We start from the raw sequence: 16,323 nt of genomic DNA on the forward strand, positions 1-16,323 counted from the left end.
ATTCGTAAATCAAATTTTATCGTTGAAAAGGAACGAGTCTCGTTTTACATAAGCCCAGATCGTAGCGACCAGCGCAATACAGAGGTTAAAAATAAACGCGAATTGCTGGCTCTTGACATGGAGTATAGACTGGAAGAAATCGATAATAAACGGACAAAGTAATATCGCCAAATAATTCATCGCCATCACGAAAGCTAATGCCAATGTAACTTTCTCAGGAATGGCCGTACGAGTCGTTTTATCATAAGCGATTGGCTGGATAACACCATATCCAAAACCGATAAAAATACATCCCAATCCAATTAGCCATTCCGTACGAGATATCAAAATCAAGGCCATCCCTAAAGCGATCGCCAATAGACTGACAAATTTTGTCTTTTGCTTAAATAAATCAACGATCTGATTCAAGATAAAACCGGGAGCCATAATAGCCAAGAAAAACAATGAAATCATTAATCCGGAATTACCGCTTGTAAACTTATATTCCTTCATTAAAAACGGTAAGTTAAAGCTGACTATAATCACTAAATACGTAGCCAATCCATAAAAACACATGATTTGTACCAGATGCTTTATATCCACACCATATTTACCCGGAACCGTGACGGGATCTGCCGCAACAGGGGCTTTCACTTCTGATTTCGATACGATCGCCGGCTCATTCTCCATACTCCTTTTCAAGTATACGGAAAGTACGATGGAAATCAAGGGCAATAGATAAACGGCAAACGGTAAATGCCAATTCACCTCCGCCAGATATCCCGTTAAGATCGTGGCTAATACCAACGTTACATTTGTAATAGCAGAACTTAAACCAAATTGCTTCGTCCGGTATTTCCCGATAAAGAAACGAGAAATCAAACCGGTCGATAAGGGTACGATCAAGCCAGATCCGATTCCCATTAAGGCGCTCACCGCTATCAACTGCCACATCTTATTAGAGAGTAAGTATAGAATACCACTTAGGGCAAAGATCACTAAGCCTAATTGCAATAGACGTATCTCATTTACTTTCTCCGTTAATTTACCCGACAATATAATAAATGGAATTATCAATAACGATGGCAAAGAGGAAAGCATCTGAATATCCAGTTCCGTAGAATGAGGAAAAATAACGGAAAGTTTCCCTAATATCGGAGAAACCGCTAAACCCGGTAATGCATTTAAAGCGGAGATAGACCATATCCCTACCAGAGTTATAAGGGGAATTGTGCCCCGGCCTGTCTGTATTCTCATAAAGATTTAGTTTTACGTTTTTATCTAATCAAAACAAACATTTTATGTGAAAGTTCATTATTTTCGCTCTTTCCAAGAGGACTGGACTTGTATCGCTAATAAACCCCAAATAATGTAAATCCAAAAAACATTCCAATCCATAATCTGTTTTGGCATAAACGCTCAGTGGAAGCAGTATTCCATTGACTCAAATCATTTTATTAACAAAAAAACTAAAGAAAAATGAAAGACTCAAATTTCAGAAATGGCGATGCCAAAACAGCGATTTTTGGCTCAGAAGTGATGTTGACACCCTCTCCAGTAGATAAGATTCCTGATGGCCCTACAACCCCGGAGATCGCTTATCAAATGGTTAAAGACGAGACTTTCGCACAAACACAGCCTCGCTTGAACCTAGCTACATTCGTTACTACGTATATGGACGAGTACGCGACAAAATTGATGAACGAAGCTATCAACATCAACTATATTGACGAAACAGAGTATCCGAGAATCGCTGTTATGAACGCCAAATGTATTAATATCATGGCGAGTCTTTGGAATTCTCCCGAGCAAGAAAAATGGAAAACCGGAGCCTTGGCTATCGGTTCTTCAGAGGCTTGTATGCTAGGTGGTGTAGCCGCTTGGTTACGTTGGCGCAAAAAGAGACAAGCACAAGGTAAACCAACTGACAAGCCTAATTTCGTGATCTCTACTGGCTTCCAAGTCGTATGGGAGAAATTCGCCCAGCTATGGCAAATCGAAATGCGTGAAGTTCCCTTGACTTTAGACAAGACGACACTTGATCCGGAAGAAGCGCTTAAGATGTGTGACGAGAACACGATTTGTATCGTTCCTATCCAAGGTGTAACATGGACAGGACTGAACGATGACGTAGAAGCCTTGGACAAAGCGCTCGACGCATACAATGCCAAGACCGGTTATGATATACCTATCCACGTAGATGCCGCCAGCGGTGGTTTTATCCTTCCGTTCTTAAGCCCGGAGACAAAATGGGACTTCCGTTTGAAATGGGTTCTTTCTATCAGCACATCCGGACATAAATTCGGATTGGTTTACCCGGGATTGGGTTGGGTTGTTTGGAAAGACAAGAAATATTTGCCGGAAGAAATGGCATTCAGCGTAAACTATCTTGGAGCGAATATCACTCAGGTTGGTTTGAACTTCTCTCGTCCTGCCGCACAAATCCTCGGACAATACTATCAGTTTATCCGTCTCGGATTCGAGGGCTACAAACAAATCCAATATAACAGTATGGAAATCACGAAATACATCCACCAAGAAATCGGTAAGATGGCCCCATTCGTTAATTACAGCAACGAGGTTGTGAATCCATTGTTTATTTGGTACATGAAACCGGATTACGCTAAGAACGCCAAATGGACACTTTACGATTTGCAAGATAAATTGCAACAAAGCGGTTGGATGGTTCCAGCGTATACACTACCGAAGAAGCTGGATAACTACGTGGTTATGCGTGTCGTAGTTCGTCAAGGTTTCAGCCGTGATATGGCCGATATGTTATTAGGTGATATCAAGAACGCTGTAGCTGCATTGGAGAAACTTGAATATCCGACTCCTACTCGCATCGCTCAAGACAAGAACGTTCCGGTTAAGGGTAAGGTATTTACTCACACCGCAATGAGCAACGCTAAGAAATAAAAACAAAATTCATCAAGGCGTGCATGAAAGGGCTATCAGTGTTTTCATACACGCCTTCTTTAATCCAATTCATATATGGACAAAAAAATAACGATCGCCCAAATTAAGGAAGTAGCTCAACAGGCTTACGATCTTTACAAGACAAATACGGATGGTAAGAATGCCGATTACATTCCTTATCTGGCGAATATCAATAAAAATCTATTCGGAATCAGTATTTGCCTTTTAAACGGACAAACCATCGAGGTGGGAGATTCCGAATATCGTTTCGGCATTGAATCCGTATCGAAAGTACACACCGCTATCTTGGTACTGCGCCAATACGGAGCGAAAGAATTATTGGAAAAGATTGGTGCCGACGCTACCGGATTGCCATTTAACTCCATCATCGCTATCTTATTGGAAAACGACCATCCTTCTACCCCATTGGTAAATGCCGGCGCTATCACGGCTTGTAGTATGGTGAAGCCTGTCGGTGATTCCAAACAGAAGTGGGATGCTATCGTAGCCAATATCACGGATTTATGCGGAAGCGCACCGCAGTTGATCGACGAACTCTACAAATCCGAGTCCGCAACGAACTTCAATAACCGCTCCATCGCTTGGTTGCTAAAGAATTACAATCGCATTTATGACGATCCGGATATGTCTTTGGATCTGTATACCCGTCAATGTTCTTTGGGTATCACGGCTAAGCAACTATCTGTCGCTGCCGCTACGGTCGCAAATTTAGGTCTTAATCCTGTGACAAAGAAACAAGTATTCAATGCAGAGTTATCTCCGAAGATCACTTCCATGATCTCTACCGTAGGTTTTTATGAACACACCGGTGATTGGTTGTACACTTCCGGTATTCCCGCAAAAACTGGTGTAGGCGGTGGTGTCATGGGTGTACTTCCCGGACAATTCGGTATTTCCGCATTCGCTCCTCCTATTGACCAAGCTGGTAACTCTGTAAAGGCACAGCTTGCTATTAAGTATGTAATGAATAAACTCGGATTGAACGTGTTCAACGGTCACCGTGTGACGATCGTTGACTAATAGACTGAATCAGTCTAAACGAGAAGTAGTATAGAAAAAGTGTTTCATTACGATGGGCAGTTATACCATCTAAATGAAACACTTTATTTTTTGTATCAATAAAAATCGGATCAATTCTCCGACACGACCCAAGCCGAATCGTATACTTCCGTATTCGGGGTCTTATAATACATATCCTTTTCTTGAGGAATGCTTAATTTATAGGTCTTCCCACCTGTCACCAACTTACGATCACGAAGCCAAGGATTAAAACGTTTCAAGTCCGCATAAGTGATCCCATGCTCTTTAGCGAAGGCCGACAGATTCTGTATATCTTGGCTTACAGCCACGTCTACGGTAGGGATCGGCTTATACAGGTCACGGGCACGAAGCACAAAACCGTACTTCGACGGATTCTCGAAAATTTGTTTGATCGCCATGATTCGATAAATATAACGGGTAGTCTCCTCCACCAGCCAGAGATCAAAGGAGGAATCCGCATCTTGTTTGACCAGCTCACCGGATATACGTCCCATGCCGCCATTATAAGAAGCGGCTACCGCCGCCCAATCTCCATATTTCTTATAGGCGGCCTTCAAATAGCGGCAAGCCGCCCCGGTCGCTTTCTCCACATGGCAACGCTCATCGACCGTCGGGGTGATTGTCAAACCATACTCCCTTGCCGTGCCCTCCAGTAATTGCCACATCCCGACAGCACGAGCCGGAGAGGATACACGGGGGTCCAAATGGCTTTCTATCACCGCTAGATATTTGAAATCATCGGGAATGCCGTTCGCCTTCAAGATCGGCTCGATCACCGGGAAATAACGGTTTGCCCGCTTGATCAGAAGCATCGTCGTAGAATGGAAATAAGTAAAGCTACTCAATTCACGGTCATAGGCTTCCCGCATATCATAGCGGGTAATATCGATTAGTTTCCCACAAAAAGGAACCGAGGACGGAACATCCGGCGACAGGGTCATGGATGAGACAACCGGACGGCTCTCTATCACTTTTTCCACGTCATTCGAACCCATCGAGATACATGCGGTCAAGCAAACGACGCCTCCACATAAAAAACTAGCTAAATTATTCTTGGATATTCTCATTTTCATCTTGAATTGTTTTAGGTCTAAGAATGTTTATATCGCCTTTTTCCTTGTACTTAATACCATCGGAACCTTCGGCTTCTATCACATAAAAATACACACCCGGCTGAACGTATTTACCACCTTTCTTACCATCCCATCCTTGGGCCGGATCTGTCCAGTAATACATCTGTAGGCCCCAGCGATTAAATATCCATGCCTTAAATTTCACCAACGACTTATAGGCAACCCGGAACTCATCATTAATTCCGGGCGTGGTACCCGGGGAGAATGCGTTCGGTATCATCAGATAAGACTCCGAGATATCAATCTGAACCTCATCTTCCGTGCTGCAAGTAGTGCTTTGGTCGCTTACTTCCAACTTGATGATAAAAGTCCCGGATTGGTTGAACGTATAATCCACTTCCTCACCCGTAAAACGAACAACCGGATTATCTTCTTCCCCTTGCCGATAGATTTTCCAATTAAACAGGGCGGCTGTCGGCGTATTCGCGATAGCCGAGAATTGAACAGTGGCGGGAGCGCAATAACCGCTCTTCGTCGTATTCATATTCGGGGCCTCTTGCTCAATCAGCAACGTGTCTATATGAGCATCTACCGCAGCGGCCTGATATTCATCGATACAAAGCGTGACCTCCTTTCCAAAATGACGAGCGAAATAATCGCCTTTCACACAGATCTCCGTATCACACCAAGGAGCGGGAATGGATTTACCGAACAAATTGCCCTCGATGACCGCCGTCTCTTGTTTAGAGGTATATTCTTTTTTATCCGAATTATATTCCAATGTATTATAAATAACATCAAATTGGCGAGGCAGTTCACGTCTTGTTCCCGTATTCGGCCAATAATAATAAATAGGTTGGATCGTACCTGTCCCAGCCAAGACCAATCCGCTACATGGATCGCTATTATCGGAGACATGCAGGTTGGATATGTTTAAGGTGTACTTGCTGTAATCAACGATCCAGACGTAACGAGATACGGCTCCTTCCTCGACAAAATAGCCATATCCCTCCTCTACATTCCGAATGGTGGAAGTAGTTCCATTTTGGGTGGAAGCGACTTTCTCAGCCTCCAATCGTTTGGTTTTATAACGGTACCATTGATGCGAAGAAGAAGATGAAGTATAACTAATCGTCACATTATCCATTCCATACACCAAGTAGACCTCAAGCCGCTCGGCGGAATCGCCGGAACTCTGCGATGCTTTCATCGGACTACCACTTCCTCCCGTGACCACATATTGGGCATACGAGACAGCCACTACAAACACAAAACTTAGCGATAACAGTATCTTTCTTAATTCCTTCTTTAGCATATATAGTCTAAAAATTACGGTTCCAAAATTAGGGAAATAAAAAGACATACGTAGCATGATAAGCAAAATTCACTATCTTTGTCACAAAATACTCCGAACAGCAAATGAACAAGATTAGTATATACGCATTGACGTTCTTTTTAAGTTTATCGAGCGTAACCGTTTATTCCCAAAAGAATAATAAGCAAGTTATTTTTACTAACGAACAAGGGAGCGATATATTTTATCATACCATCGAACGCGGACAAACCGTATACGCCATAGCGACCATGTATGGCGTAAGCGTAGAGGATATTTATCGGTTGAATCCGGAAAGTAAAGAAGGGATCAAGGCCGGTTCTACGTTAAGAATCCCGCAGAAGGACTCCGCTATCGCACCTTCCGGCAAAGCAGATAACTATACATACCATACGATCCAGCCGAAAGAGACCTTGTACTCTTTATCCATTAAATATTCAGTGCCCGCCACGGATATTATCGCCGCCAATCCGGGTCTCTCCACATCGACCTTTACGATTGGCAAGAATATCCGGATCCCGCCGACACGACTGGAAACCTTGCCTACTACGGAAAAAAAGACCGTACAGAAGGAAATGGAATATACCATACAGAAAAAAGAGACCATGTACCGTATCTGCCGGAAGTTCGATATTTCCAGCGTGGAGCTTTTAAGACTCAACCCCGAGCTGAAAAACGGAGTGAAAGCGGGCATGGTTATCAAGATACCGGTAGCCAGTGAAGAAGTGATCACCCAAAACATGAGACAGCCGGAAGAGCGTGAGGTGAACGCCCTCCTCTCTACTCCTAAAGATATAAAGAAGGTGAACCGTATCCAAGTCGCCTTATTGTTGCCGTTCATGACGAACGAGACAACGCAATCATCCGCAACCTCCCGTTTCGTGGAATATTACGAGGGATTGCTATTGGCGGTCGACAGCTTGCGAAATATGGGAACCTCTATCGAGCTATCGGTATATGATACTGGAAACGGTACGAAGAAAGTCAAGGAGATATTGAAAGAAGATGCGTTATCAAACGCTAATTTGATCATTGGCGCCGTACAGAACGACCAAATCGGATTGATCGCTGATTTTGCCCAAAAGCATAATATCAAATACGTGATCCCTTTCACCTCCAAGAATGATGATGTCTTGTCAAACGCGAATGTTTATCAAGTAAACACACCTCATTCCTATTTATACTCCAAGGCGGCACAAGCCGGATGCGATTTATTCTCGGATTACAATATCATACTTGTCAATATAAAGGATAAAGAAGAAAAGCCGGAATTTATCAAAGCCTTCAAGACGGAGATGCAGCAACGCGATATCCCGTTCAAGGAAGTAACTTATAAAGGGGATACTTTCGCCACGGATATAGAGGCAGCCATGGTAAGGGACAAGCGGAATGTGGTATTGCCAACCTCCGCCTCCTTAGATGCGGTGAATAAGATCAAGGCACCGCTCCGTATGCTTTCCGAGTTGAAAGAGGAGGAGAAAGAGCCTTATATGGTCAACCTATTCGGTTATCCGGAATGGCAGACCTATACAAGAGAGTGTCTGGAGGACTTCTACGCATTGAACACCTATATCTATAGTAATTTTTATGCGGACAACTTATCTCCGGAAGTCCATAGCTTTTATTCCGATTATAAAAACTGGTATAGCAAGAATTTAATCAACACATTCCCGAAATATGGAATCCTAGGCTTTGACACGGGTATGTATTTCCTAGGCGCCATCAATAAATATGGCTCGAACTTCGAGAATAATTTAGACAAGATCCATTATAAGAGCATCCAGACCGGATTCGATTTCCATAGAGTAAATAATTGGGGCGGTTTTATCAATACGAACTTGTTTATTGTACATTACAAGAATGATTATACGGTAACCCGCAGTGAGGTAAGATAATTGATATGATGACGAAAAAGATATTTGTAGCGATATTTCTGTGCATGGCAAGCTTATCGATTTGCTATGCGCAGAAAAGTACTTTTAAGCAAGAGCTTGCGGTTGGAGCGTCCTTCGGATTAAATTTCTCTAGCGTAAGTTTTGCCCCAAAAGTCCCTACGAAGATGAAACTTGGGTTTAACGGGGGAGCGACGATACGTTGGAATACGGAACCCAATTTAGGCATACAGGCGGAATTGAACTTTACCCAACATGGATGGGAAGAGAAGTTTGAGGAGAAACCTCAATATAAATATAGCCGTACGGTAAACTATATGGAGCTTCCGTTCTTGACGCACATCCATTTCGGAAGCAAGCGAGTGCGTGTATTCGTCAATCTAGGGCCTAAAATCGGTTATGCGCTGAGCGAAAGTACGGAGTCGAACCTTAATGGCGAGAACCCGAACGCGAACCGTCCGGACGAACAACATACAATGGAAGTCCAAAAGAAGTTCGATTGGGGGCTTTGCGGCGGACCGGGAATCGAGCTCCGCACCGGAATAGGCTCTTTCCTGTTGGAAGGTCGTTATTACTATGCGCTGGGCGATATGTTCAATAGCCGTAAAGGAGACACTTTCTCTAAATCTTCCAGCCAAATAATATCCGCGAAACTAACCTATCTGATTCCCATCTTTAGTAAATAAAGGGGATGGACTCGTGATATCGTAACAATCAATTGAAGATCTGTGCCGCAAGTAATCCCACTCACGGGATAAGAACGGTGGATAATATAGCCAAGCACCGGACGATCTGATCTTTTCACGAATGTGAAGAGATCTTTTCACGCTCGTGATACGATCGTTTCACCCTTGTGAAAAGATCATTTCACATCCGTGAAAAGATCTTTGGATACAGGCGTACAAGCTACTTCCGATAATACCTTTATCCAACAGGAAGGTTCTACAGTAATAAATCATGAATACAATGGGGAACGCATCTAACTATCATTATTGTTGAGGTGACCTACTATAAAAGAAAAGGCCATCCGTCACGGACAGCCAATCTCATTGTTAACCTTAAATCTAATACCATGAAAAACACAGTGCAAATATAGAGACTTTATGTTATGCAGCATAATTTTCCAACAAGAAAAGCCTACTCATTAACTTTATTTAAGATAAACATGCTATACAACATAGAATTCAGCTCTTTTTATCTCGTTTTTTCTATTAACAGCGAAATACTACCACTATAAATATTTCTTACCTTTGCATTTATAAACATAAATATGGATTAATATAAGAAATCATGCTAATTATAGGTATAGCGGGCGGGACTGGTTCCGGGAAAACTACAGTGGTAAAAAAGATCATAGAAAGTTTACCTCCCGGTGAGGTCGTATTACTCCCTCAAGATTCTTATTACAAAGATAACAGCCATGTGCCGGTAGAGAAACGTCAATATATTAATTTCGACCATCCCGACGCATTTGATTGGCCGCTCCTCTCAGAGCAAGTCACCTTGCTGAAAGAGGGGAAATGCATCGAGCAGCCGACTTATTCTTATCTTACCTGCTGCCGATTGCCCGAGACCATTCATATCGAGCCTCGTGATGTTGTCATCATCGAAGGGATCCTCGCTTTATGCGACCCTCAATTACGAGACTTGATGGACTTGAAAGTATTTGTCGATACAGATTCGGACGAACGTCTTATCCGTGTGATCCAACGGGATATGATCGAGAGAGGACGCACGGCGGAAGCGGTAATGGAACGCTATACCCGGGTACTAAAGCCTATGCACCTGCAATTTATAGAGCCTAGCAAACGATATGCCGACCTAATTATACCCGAAGGAGGAAGCAACCAGATCGCCATCAATATATTGAAAATGTTTATCGAGAACAATCTGGGGCTTCCCCATACAGAAAATCAATAAACCAATCGTTCCGACAGGGATCTCCCCAATATAAATGCGTGTACCCCGCCAATACGTTCTTGTAGCGATATAGCGGGGTATCCGTTTGACCTCCTTTCGCCGTAAAGGCTTTCGCTATCGAAGGCAGCGGGCTTTCCATAGGCACGATCCGGGAATAATGGAACTCATGCCCTCGTAGGACATCATTCTTATAGCATAAAGTCCGATACCCTAAACGTAACTTCATGTTCTCCATCGTGGCGGATTGCGGTAATACACCGGCCATTGGATAGGCAATCCCATCCGTACCGATAATCTCTTTACAGAGATACATCATCCCCCCACATTCCGCCAGCAACTTGCCCCCCACTTCCACAAAGGAATGAATCGATTCACGCATCCCGGAATTCATGCTCAACTCCGATAAATATAACTCGGGATATCCACCCGGCAAATAGACAAAATCGGCCTCCGGTAAACAATCATCCCTCAATGGACTGAAATAGGTAATCTTGCCTAGAGTAGATAAGAAATGTATATTTTCCTCATATGAGAAATTAAAAGCGGGATCACGGGCGATGGCTATATTTAAGTTTGCCTTTGAAACAGTCCTCATGACTTCCTTAACCCGAGGAACTGGCTGTCGCTCTGGCAAAGCCGTGATTGCCAACAGGCGGTCTATATCCACATGCTCCTCCACCAAGCAAGCAACCCGGTCCGCAAACTCCTCAAAGCAAAAATCCTCATCCAACGACAACCCCAAATGCCGGCTCGGGATCTCTACATCCGCACACTTCGGTAGATAGCCTAACGCTTCCACACCCGCATCCTCACACGCTTGTCTCAAGAAAGAATAATGACTCTCCGACGCCACGAAATTAAATACCGCCCCCACGACATTCAGATCTTTCCGAAAATTCCGGAAGCCATAAAGCAAGGGAGCTACCGAATAAGCCGTACTTTTAGCGTTCACCACCAATACGATCGGTATCCGCAATAAACCGGAGATCTCCGCACTACTCCCTCGCATGGCATCGTAGCCATCGAACAGCCCCATCACCCCTTCGGTCACGGCTACATCCGCATTCGAGGTATACCGGGCATATAAATCCTTGATATGCCCTTCCGACATCATGAAACCATCCAAATTCACGGAAGCGCAACCAGCCGCCATTTTATGATGACGAGTATCTATATAATCCGGCCCACACTTAAAAGGCTGCACCCGTAAAGAACGATTTCTCAAGGCACGAAGCAATCCTAAGGTAAAAGTAGTCTTCCCGCTTCCCGACGAAGCGGCACCTATTAGCAAATGAGATCTCATGTATTCTGTTTCTAATATATCTGGGAAACAAAGATATGAAACCAACTCGTAAATGTAACATAGAAATAACATAAATTCTTGTTATACTATAAATCGATCCTATTATATTCGCTGCATGAAACAAAAAGAATAAGTAGTTAGTGAAAACAAGATTAACCATATTATATAGTATTTGTTGCATATCAATGTTTCAGGGCACGACTTTTTCCCAAACAAGCACTTTTACCCACCGGAACGACAGTTCCAGTCTAGCGCCTTTATCTACTTGGGGAAGAATCCAAAGACAAACCGACAAGATAATTACCAGCAATGTTTTCCAAATGACCTATATCGGGGTACCGTTGATCGTTAGCGGTTTGATTATCAAAAATGAGGACGATCATTTTCAGAGTTTGCGCAATACATATATTCCAAATTTCCGATACCATTACGACGATTACCTGCAATATCTACCTGCCGTAGCGATGCTTGGCTTAAAAATAGGCGGTGTACAAGGAAGAAGCTCTTGGTCCCGAATGCTCGTATCCGAAGCCATCACCGCCAGTATCATGGGAGCAACCATCAATACGGTGAAACATACGGCAAATGTCACCCGTCCGGATGGTTCGAACAATCATTCTTTCCCTTCCGGGCACACGGCCATGGCATTTATGGCCGCCACCATGTTGCATAAAGAATACGGGACGACCCGTAGCCCTTGGTATAGTATAGGAGGCTATACGGTAGCGACCGCCACGGCCGTATCCCGTATGCTCAATAACAAGCACTGGCTATCGGATGTAATGGTTGGTGCCGGAATCGGGATCTTATCGACCGAGGTCGGATATTTTCTAACGGATCTGATCTTCAAGGACAAAGGTATCACCCATAGCTATCTGGGATTCGAGACATTCAAATACCAGCGAAATCCCTCTTTTTTCGGAATCTATATGGGGTTTAGCTTGATGCCGACAAAGTTTAATCTGGCTCCGGATGTGCGATTAAAAGCATCGCCGGGAAGTACGGCCGGATTTGAAGGCGCTTGGTTCATGAATCGTTATATAGGCTTCGGCGGACGCATCTCGGCGACAAGCATGCCTTTATCCCTTACGAAACCCTTAGCGAATCCGACAGTTCCCGGTACGACCTATCAAGTGAACGCCCTAAAATCCGATCCTCTCGACATGATCGGCGGATACATCGGCTCCTACCTATCGTATCCGGTGACCAATCGATTTCTCTTGGGCACGAAACTGCTAATCGGATGTAATTACAGCCCAGCCTCCCGAATATCAGCATTGGGCGTGGAGGAAGGCAAACCGGAAACGATTGAGAAAGAGATCGTAAACACGAATAAAGCGTTTAATATAGGATATAGCACAAACTCCTCTTTCTCATACATATTGCATCCTAATCTAAATGTGCGGGTATTTCTCGATTATACTTTTATCCCCTCACGATTCGTATCATACATAGCCAACCCCAAAAAAGAAACCGATCGCTTCGAGCATCATAAGACCTTACAGGCCTTGACGCTCGGAGCATCGGTAAATATCATGCTTTGGTAGATTTAAAAATCAATATTGCTCCTTCTCGTTCGGGAAATCTTGAGATTTCACGTCCTCGATGTACGCTTGTACGGCACGGGTAATCTCCTCCCCTAAATTAGCGTAGCGACGTAAGAAACGGGGAGAAAAGCCTTGATTGATACCGAGCATATCATGCATAACCAACACTTGACCATCTACGCCTCCACCGGCGCCAATGCCGATAACCGGGATCGTAAGCTCCGAAGCGACACGAGCCGCCAACTCCGCCGGGATCTTCTCCAACACCAAGGCGAAACAACCTATCTCCTCTAGCAAATGGGCATCCTCGATCAGTTTATTAGCCTCGGCCTCTTCACGGGCACGTACCGTATACGTACCGAATTTATTGATCGATTGCGGCGTCAATCCTAAATGTCCCATAATTGGAATACCGGCACACAAGATACGTTCGATAGATTCCCGAACCTCAGCCCCGCCTTCCAACTTGATACAATCGGCATGCGTCTCTTTCATCACCCGGATAGCGGAGGCCAAGGCTTCTTTAGAGTTTCCTTGGTACGTACCGAAAGGCAGGTCTACCACCACCAGCGCACGATTCACCGCTTTCATGACCGATTTACCATGGTAAATCATCTGGTCGAGCGTAATCGGCAAAGTGGTCACGTTTCCAGCCATTACGTTAGAAGCGGAGTCTCCCACCAAGATCACATCCATTCCTGCTTGATCGATCAATTTCGCCATCGAATAATCATAGGCGGTAAGCATGGATATTTTCTCGCCACGCTGCTTCATCTCTATCAGGCGATGCGTGGTCACCTTTCTATTATCATCTACTTTTGCGACAGACATATTATATTTTTTTATTAATTGTTTCGGCCGCAAAGGTAAGTATTATTATTTATTTTCAAGACAAACATTCACGGCACTTAAGCCTCTGTCGCCACGTTCAAGGTCGAACGTCACGATATCGTTCACGGAGATATCATCCACAACATTGTTCACGTGAAAGAAATACTTTTCCGTCCCCGACAAGTCACGGATAAACCCGAACCCTTTTGCCTCATTAAAATAGTCTACCCTGCCCCTTAAGATAACGGGAGCCACATCCTCTTTCTTAGGAGTCGAGATCAAGATATCTTCCTGATTTATCTCTTCTTTTTGACGAAGTTCGGGAGGGACAGAGGTGATCATCCCATTTTCATCCACATAAGCGATCATATCCTCAAAGCTAGTCGCCTTACCGGATGATTTTCTTTCCTCTTTCCTGTTCTGTTTCTCTACTCGGCGGGCTTGTTTCTTTTTCTCGTTTTCACGTTTACCAAATGATGCGTATTTTGCCATACAGTCGATTTTAATTTATACTAGGGCCTCACGTTCCGTGAAGCGTTGTTTATACTAACTTAGCGTGAGAATTGATGATTAAAGGTGAGATCCGCTTAATAATAATATAAAAAGAAGAACTATGTCGATAATGATTCTAGACTCAAACTTTCGCAAAGATAATAAAATAAACGGAGAAAACCTTATAGATCCTCTCATTTAAGAATAAAAAAACTTACTTTTGCATCCTATACCAAAAAGCATTTATGAAACTACTTTTTTTTGATTTAGAGACTACCGGCATAAAATACTGGAGAAATGGCGTCCACCAAATAAGTGGGGAGATCGTAATTGATGGGGTTACGAAGGAATCTTTTAATTTCAATGTCTGCCCACATCCCCAATGTGAGATAGAGGAAGAAGCGCTTCGCATTTGCAACGTGTCCAAGGAACAGATACAAGCTTATCCTCCCATGCGAGAGGTGTACGTTAAATTCGTGAACATGCTGTCCAAATACGTGGACAAGTTTGATAAAAAAGACAAGTTCTTTCTCGTAGGATACAACAACGCCTCTTTCGATAATCACTTCTTGAAAGCCTTCTTCGTACAGAACGGAGATAATTATTTCTACTCATGGTTCTGGGTGAACTCGATCGACGTAATGGTATTGTCTACCCAGCATTTGATGCGCAAACGGCATGAGATGACAGATTTCAAGCAGGAAACAGTGGCAAGGGCTTTAGGCATACAAATAGATTCCGCTAAATTGCATGACGCATCCTATGATATTCAATTAACCAAAGAAATTTATAATAGGATATCCTCCCTCTCATTTATGGGTTGATTGATTCTTTTTATAAATTATCGTTTTTGACTATAGGTTGATTTAATTATCTTTACGGCGTAGAATCAATTTTTAAGATGTCTGTGAAACATAGTATCCGTATTTTCTTCTTTATTATCGCTCTCGTATATACAGGTTCCTTGACTGCCCAAGAAAAGGCGTATCCGAAAAACGGAGAGGGCATCACTCTTTTTCTCAAACGCTTCAACCGTACCGGCGGGACGTATCAGAAAGAGTTTATCGAGCTTAATAAAGGGAAGTTGGGTAAAAATAACACTCTGCGCATGGGCGTAAAATATACCTTGCCTCCGCTCGCCTCCGCCCCTCAGAAGAAGAATTATCAGCCCCTATTCGGCAAGTCGCTAGCCAGTTACAAAGTAACCTCTTCCGATTTAAAGGGAGCTTGCTTTTATCTGGTCAGCGGTCATGGCGGTCCGGACCCCGGAGCGATCGGTAAAATGGGCTCCCATGAATTGCATGAGGATGAATACGCTTACGACATCATGCTACGTCTGGCACGCAATCTTTTAACGCGAGGCGCAAAGGTACATATTATCATCCAAGACGCAAAGGACGGAATACGTGACCAGCAATTTCTCAATAACAGCAAACGGGAAACTTGTATGGGTAGTCCGATCCCCCTCAGCCAAGTAAGCCGTCTGGATCAGCGTTGCGCCAAGATAAACAGCTTGAGCCGGAAAGATAAAGAAACTTATAAGAGAGCGATATTCATCCATGTGGACAGCCGGAGCCGGCATCAAAGGACCGATGTCTTTTTCTATCATAAGCCCAAGGATCAAGCGAGCAAGCGCTTGGCTAAAACGATGAAATCCACTTTCTCGCGCAAATACAACCGCCACCAGCCGGGCCGGGGATTCTCGGGCACGGTAGACGATCGTAACTTATATGTATTACGTCACACGACCCCGACCTCCGTATTCGTCGAATTGGGCAACATACAAAACCAATACGACCAACAACGGATCATCCTCAGCAACAATCGGCAAGCCTTGGCCAACTGGCTTTGCGAAGGTTTTGTCACGGATTATAATTATTATAGGAAGTAGCATCCCTAATGATCTATTATACTAACACATATCCTGCGGCAGAAATGTTATATGAGCGATCTTAACAGCAATGTAACATAT

At 43.7% G+C, this 16,323-nt stretch carries 14 protein-coding genes; 8 read left to right on the plus strand and 6 right to left on the minus strand.

The window, feature by feature from the left end; genetic code table 11:
• Positions 1 to 9: 9 nt before the first annotated feature.
• Complete coding sequence (locus DW033_RS00680) at positions 10 to 1,236, minus strand: MFS transporter (RefSeq protein ID WP_005857383.1); 1,227 nt, start codon at positions 1,234 to 1,236, stop codon at positions 10 to 12.
• A gap of 222 nt (positions 1,237 to 1,458) precedes the next feature.
• On the opposite strand from DW033_RS00680, the gene DW033_RS00685 reads away from it, so the two are divergent.
• Both DW033_RS00685 and glsA read left to right on the plus strand, forming a co-directional pair.
• Positions 1,459 to 2,898, plus strand: coding sequence for a glutamate decarboxylase (locus DW033_RS00685; RefSeq protein ID WP_022191960.1), 1,440 nt, complete (start codon positions 1,459 to 1,461; stop codon positions 2,896 to 2,898).
• A 75-nt stretch (positions 2,899 to 2,973) separates the two neighbouring features.
• A complete protein-coding gene (glsA, locus tag DW033_RS00690; RefSeq protein ID WP_048928428.1) occupies positions 2,974 to 3,939 on the plus strand; it encodes a glutaminase A in 966 nt (321 codons plus the stop codon).
• 110 nt (positions 3,940 to 4,049) lie between these two features.
• Here the strand turns inward: glsA and DW033_RS00695 are convergent, their stop codons facing one another.
• Positions 4,050 to 5,033 carry a lytic transglycosylase domain-containing protein gene (locus tag DW033_RS00695; protein WP_008772325.1) on the minus strand — a complete coding sequence of 328 codons (984 nt, stop codon included), beginning with the start codon at positions 5,031 to 5,033 and terminating at the stop codon, positions 4,050 to 4,052.
• Positions 5,008 to 6,348: a gliding motility-associated C-terminal domain-containing protein gene (locus DW033_RS00700; RefSeq protein WP_122382337.1), complete on the minus strand. Its 1,341-nt coding sequence runs from the start codon at positions 6,346 to 6,348 to the stop codon at positions 5,008 to 5,010. Before DW033_RS00700 ends, DW033_RS00695 begins: the two co-directional genes overlap by 26 nt.
• Before the next feature lie 104 nt (positions 6,349 to 6,452).
• Between DW033_RS00700 and DW033_RS00705 the strand changes: the two genes are divergently transcribed.
• From DW033_RS00705 to udk, 3 genes are all read left to right on the plus strand, one after another.
• Positions 6,453 to 8,261: a LysM peptidoglycan-binding domain-containing protein gene (locus DW033_RS00705; RefSeq protein ID WP_048928427.1), complete on the plus strand. Its 1,809-nt coding sequence runs from the start codon at positions 6,453 to 6,455 to the stop codon at positions 8,259 to 8,261.
• Between the two features lie 8 nt (positions 8,262 to 8,269).
• Positions 8,270 to 8,944 carry a porin family protein gene (locus DW033_RS00710; RefSeq protein WP_048928426.1) on the plus strand — a complete coding sequence of 225 codons (675 nt, stop codon included), beginning with the start codon at positions 8,270 to 8,272 and terminating at the stop codon, positions 8,942 to 8,944.
• Positions 8,945 to 9,548: 604 nt separating this feature from the next.
• Complete coding sequence (gene udk / locus DW033_RS00715) at positions 9,549 to 10,178, plus strand: uridine kinase (RefSeq protein WP_005857397.1); 630 nt, start codon at positions 9,549 to 9,551, stop codon at positions 10,176 to 10,178.
• On the opposite strand, the gene DW033_RS00720 is transcribed toward udk, so the two are convergent.
• Positions 10,135 to 11,481, minus strand: coding sequence for a cobyrinate a,c-diamide synthase (locus DW033_RS00720; RefSeq protein WP_122382290.1), 1,347 nt, complete (start codon positions 11,479 to 11,481; stop codon positions 10,135 to 10,137). The two genes, udk and DW033_RS00720, sit on opposite strands and share 44 nt — an antisense overlap.
• A gap of 320 nt (positions 11,482 to 11,801) precedes the next feature.
• On the opposite strand from DW033_RS00720, the gene DW033_RS00725 reads away from it, so the two are divergent.
• A complete protein-coding gene (locus DW033_RS00725; protein ID WP_229036829.1) occupies positions 11,802 to 13,028 on the plus strand; it encodes a phosphatase PAP2 family protein in 1,227 nt (408 codons plus the stop codon).
• Between the two features lie 9 nt (positions 13,029 to 13,037).
• On the opposite strand, the gene panB is transcribed toward DW033_RS00725, so the two are convergent.
• Positions 13,038 to 13,859 (minus strand): 3-methyl-2-oxobutanoate hydroxymethyltransferase, encoded by an 822-nt coding sequence (panB, locus tag DW033_RS00730; protein ID WP_005857401.1) that lies wholly within the window; start codon positions 13,857 to 13,859, stop codon positions 13,038 to 13,040.
• Between the two features lie 45 nt (positions 13,860 to 13,904).
• Entirely contained in the window at positions 13,905 to 14,351 is a 447-nt protein-coding gene (locus DW033_RS00735; RefSeq protein WP_005857403.1) for a cold-shock protein, read from the minus strand.
• A 245-nt stretch (positions 14,352 to 14,596) separates the two neighbouring features.
• On the opposite strand from DW033_RS00735, the gene DW033_RS00740 reads away from it, so the two are divergent.
• Together DW033_RS00740 and DW033_RS00745 are read left to right on the plus strand one after the other, a co-directional pair.
• Positions 14,597 to 15,175 carry a 3'-5' exonuclease gene (locus DW033_RS00740; RefSeq protein WP_005857406.1) on the plus strand — a complete coding sequence of 193 codons (579 nt, stop codon included), beginning with the start codon at positions 14,597 to 14,599 and terminating at the stop codon, positions 15,173 to 15,175.
• Between the two features lie 77 nt (positions 15,176 to 15,252).
• Entirely contained in the window at positions 15,253 to 16,242 is a 990-nt protein-coding gene (locus DW033_RS00745) for an N-acetylmuramoyl-L-alanine amidase (RefSeq protein WP_008779768.1), read from the plus strand.
• Positions 16,243 to 16,323 lie beyond the last annotated feature (81 nt).

This window comes from Parabacteroides sp. AF39-10AC, assembly GCF_003635405.1.
Taxonomy (GTDB): domain Bacteria; phylum Bacteroidota; class Bacteroidia; order Bacteroidales; family Tannerellaceae; genus Parabacteroides; species Parabacteroides distasonis.

Excerpts from the sequence above, each read along its gene's own strand:
- DW033_RS00740 (WP_005857406.1), top strand. The coding sequence starts at position 14,597 with ATGAAACTACTTTTTTTTGATTTAGAGACTACCGGCATAAAATACTGG.
- DW033_RS00705 (WP_048928427.1), top strand. The coding sequence starts at position 6,453 with ATGAACAAGATTAGTATATACGCATTGACGTTCTTTTTAAGTTTATCG.
- udk (WP_005857397.1), top strand. The coding sequence starts at position 9,549 with ATGCTAATTATAGGTATAGCGGGCGGGACTGGTTCCGGGAAAACTACA.
- DW033_RS00710 (WP_048928426.1), top strand. The coding sequence starts at position 8,270 with ATGACGAAAAAGATATTTGTAGCGATATTTCTGTGCATGGCAAGCTTA.
- DW033_RS00735 (WP_005857403.1), bottom strand. The coding sequence starts at position 14,351 with ATGGCAAAATACGCATCATTTGGTAAACGTGAAAACGAGAAAAAGAAA.
- DW033_RS00680 (WP_005857383.1), bottom strand. The coding sequence starts at position 1,236 with ATGAGAATACAGACAGGCCGGGGCACAATTCCCCTTATAACTCTGGTA.
- DW033_RS00700 (WP_122382337.1), bottom strand. The coding sequence starts at position 6,348 with ATGCTAAAGAAGGAATTAAGAAAGATACTGTTATCGCTAAGTTTTGTG.
- panB (WP_005857401.1), bottom strand. The coding sequence starts at position 13,859 with ATGTCTGTCGCAAAAGTAGATGATAATAGAAAGGTGACCACGCATCGC.
- DW033_RS00745 (WP_008779768.1), top strand. The coding sequence starts at position 15,253 with ATGTCTGTGAAACATAGTATCCGTATTTTCTTCTTTATTATCGCTCTC.
- DW033_RS00720 (WP_122382290.1), bottom strand. The coding sequence starts at position 11,481 with ATGAGATCTCATTTGCTAATAGGTGCCGCTTCGTCGGGAAGCGGGAAG.
- DW033_RS00725 (WP_229036829.1), top strand. The coding sequence starts at position 11,802 with ATGACCTATATCGGGGTACCGTTGATCGTTAGCGGTTTGATTATCAAA.
- glsA (WP_048928428.1), top strand. The coding sequence starts at position 2,974 with ATGGACAAAAAAATAACGATCGCCCAAATTAAGGAAGTAGCTCAACAG.
- DW033_RS00695 (WP_008772325.1), bottom strand. The coding sequence starts at position 5,033 with ATGAAAATGAGAATATCCAAGAATAATTTAGCTAGTTTTTTATGTGGA.
- DW033_RS00685 (WP_022191960.1), top strand. The coding sequence starts at position 1,459 with ATGAAAGACTCAAATTTCAGAAATGGCGATGCCAAAACAGCGATTTTT.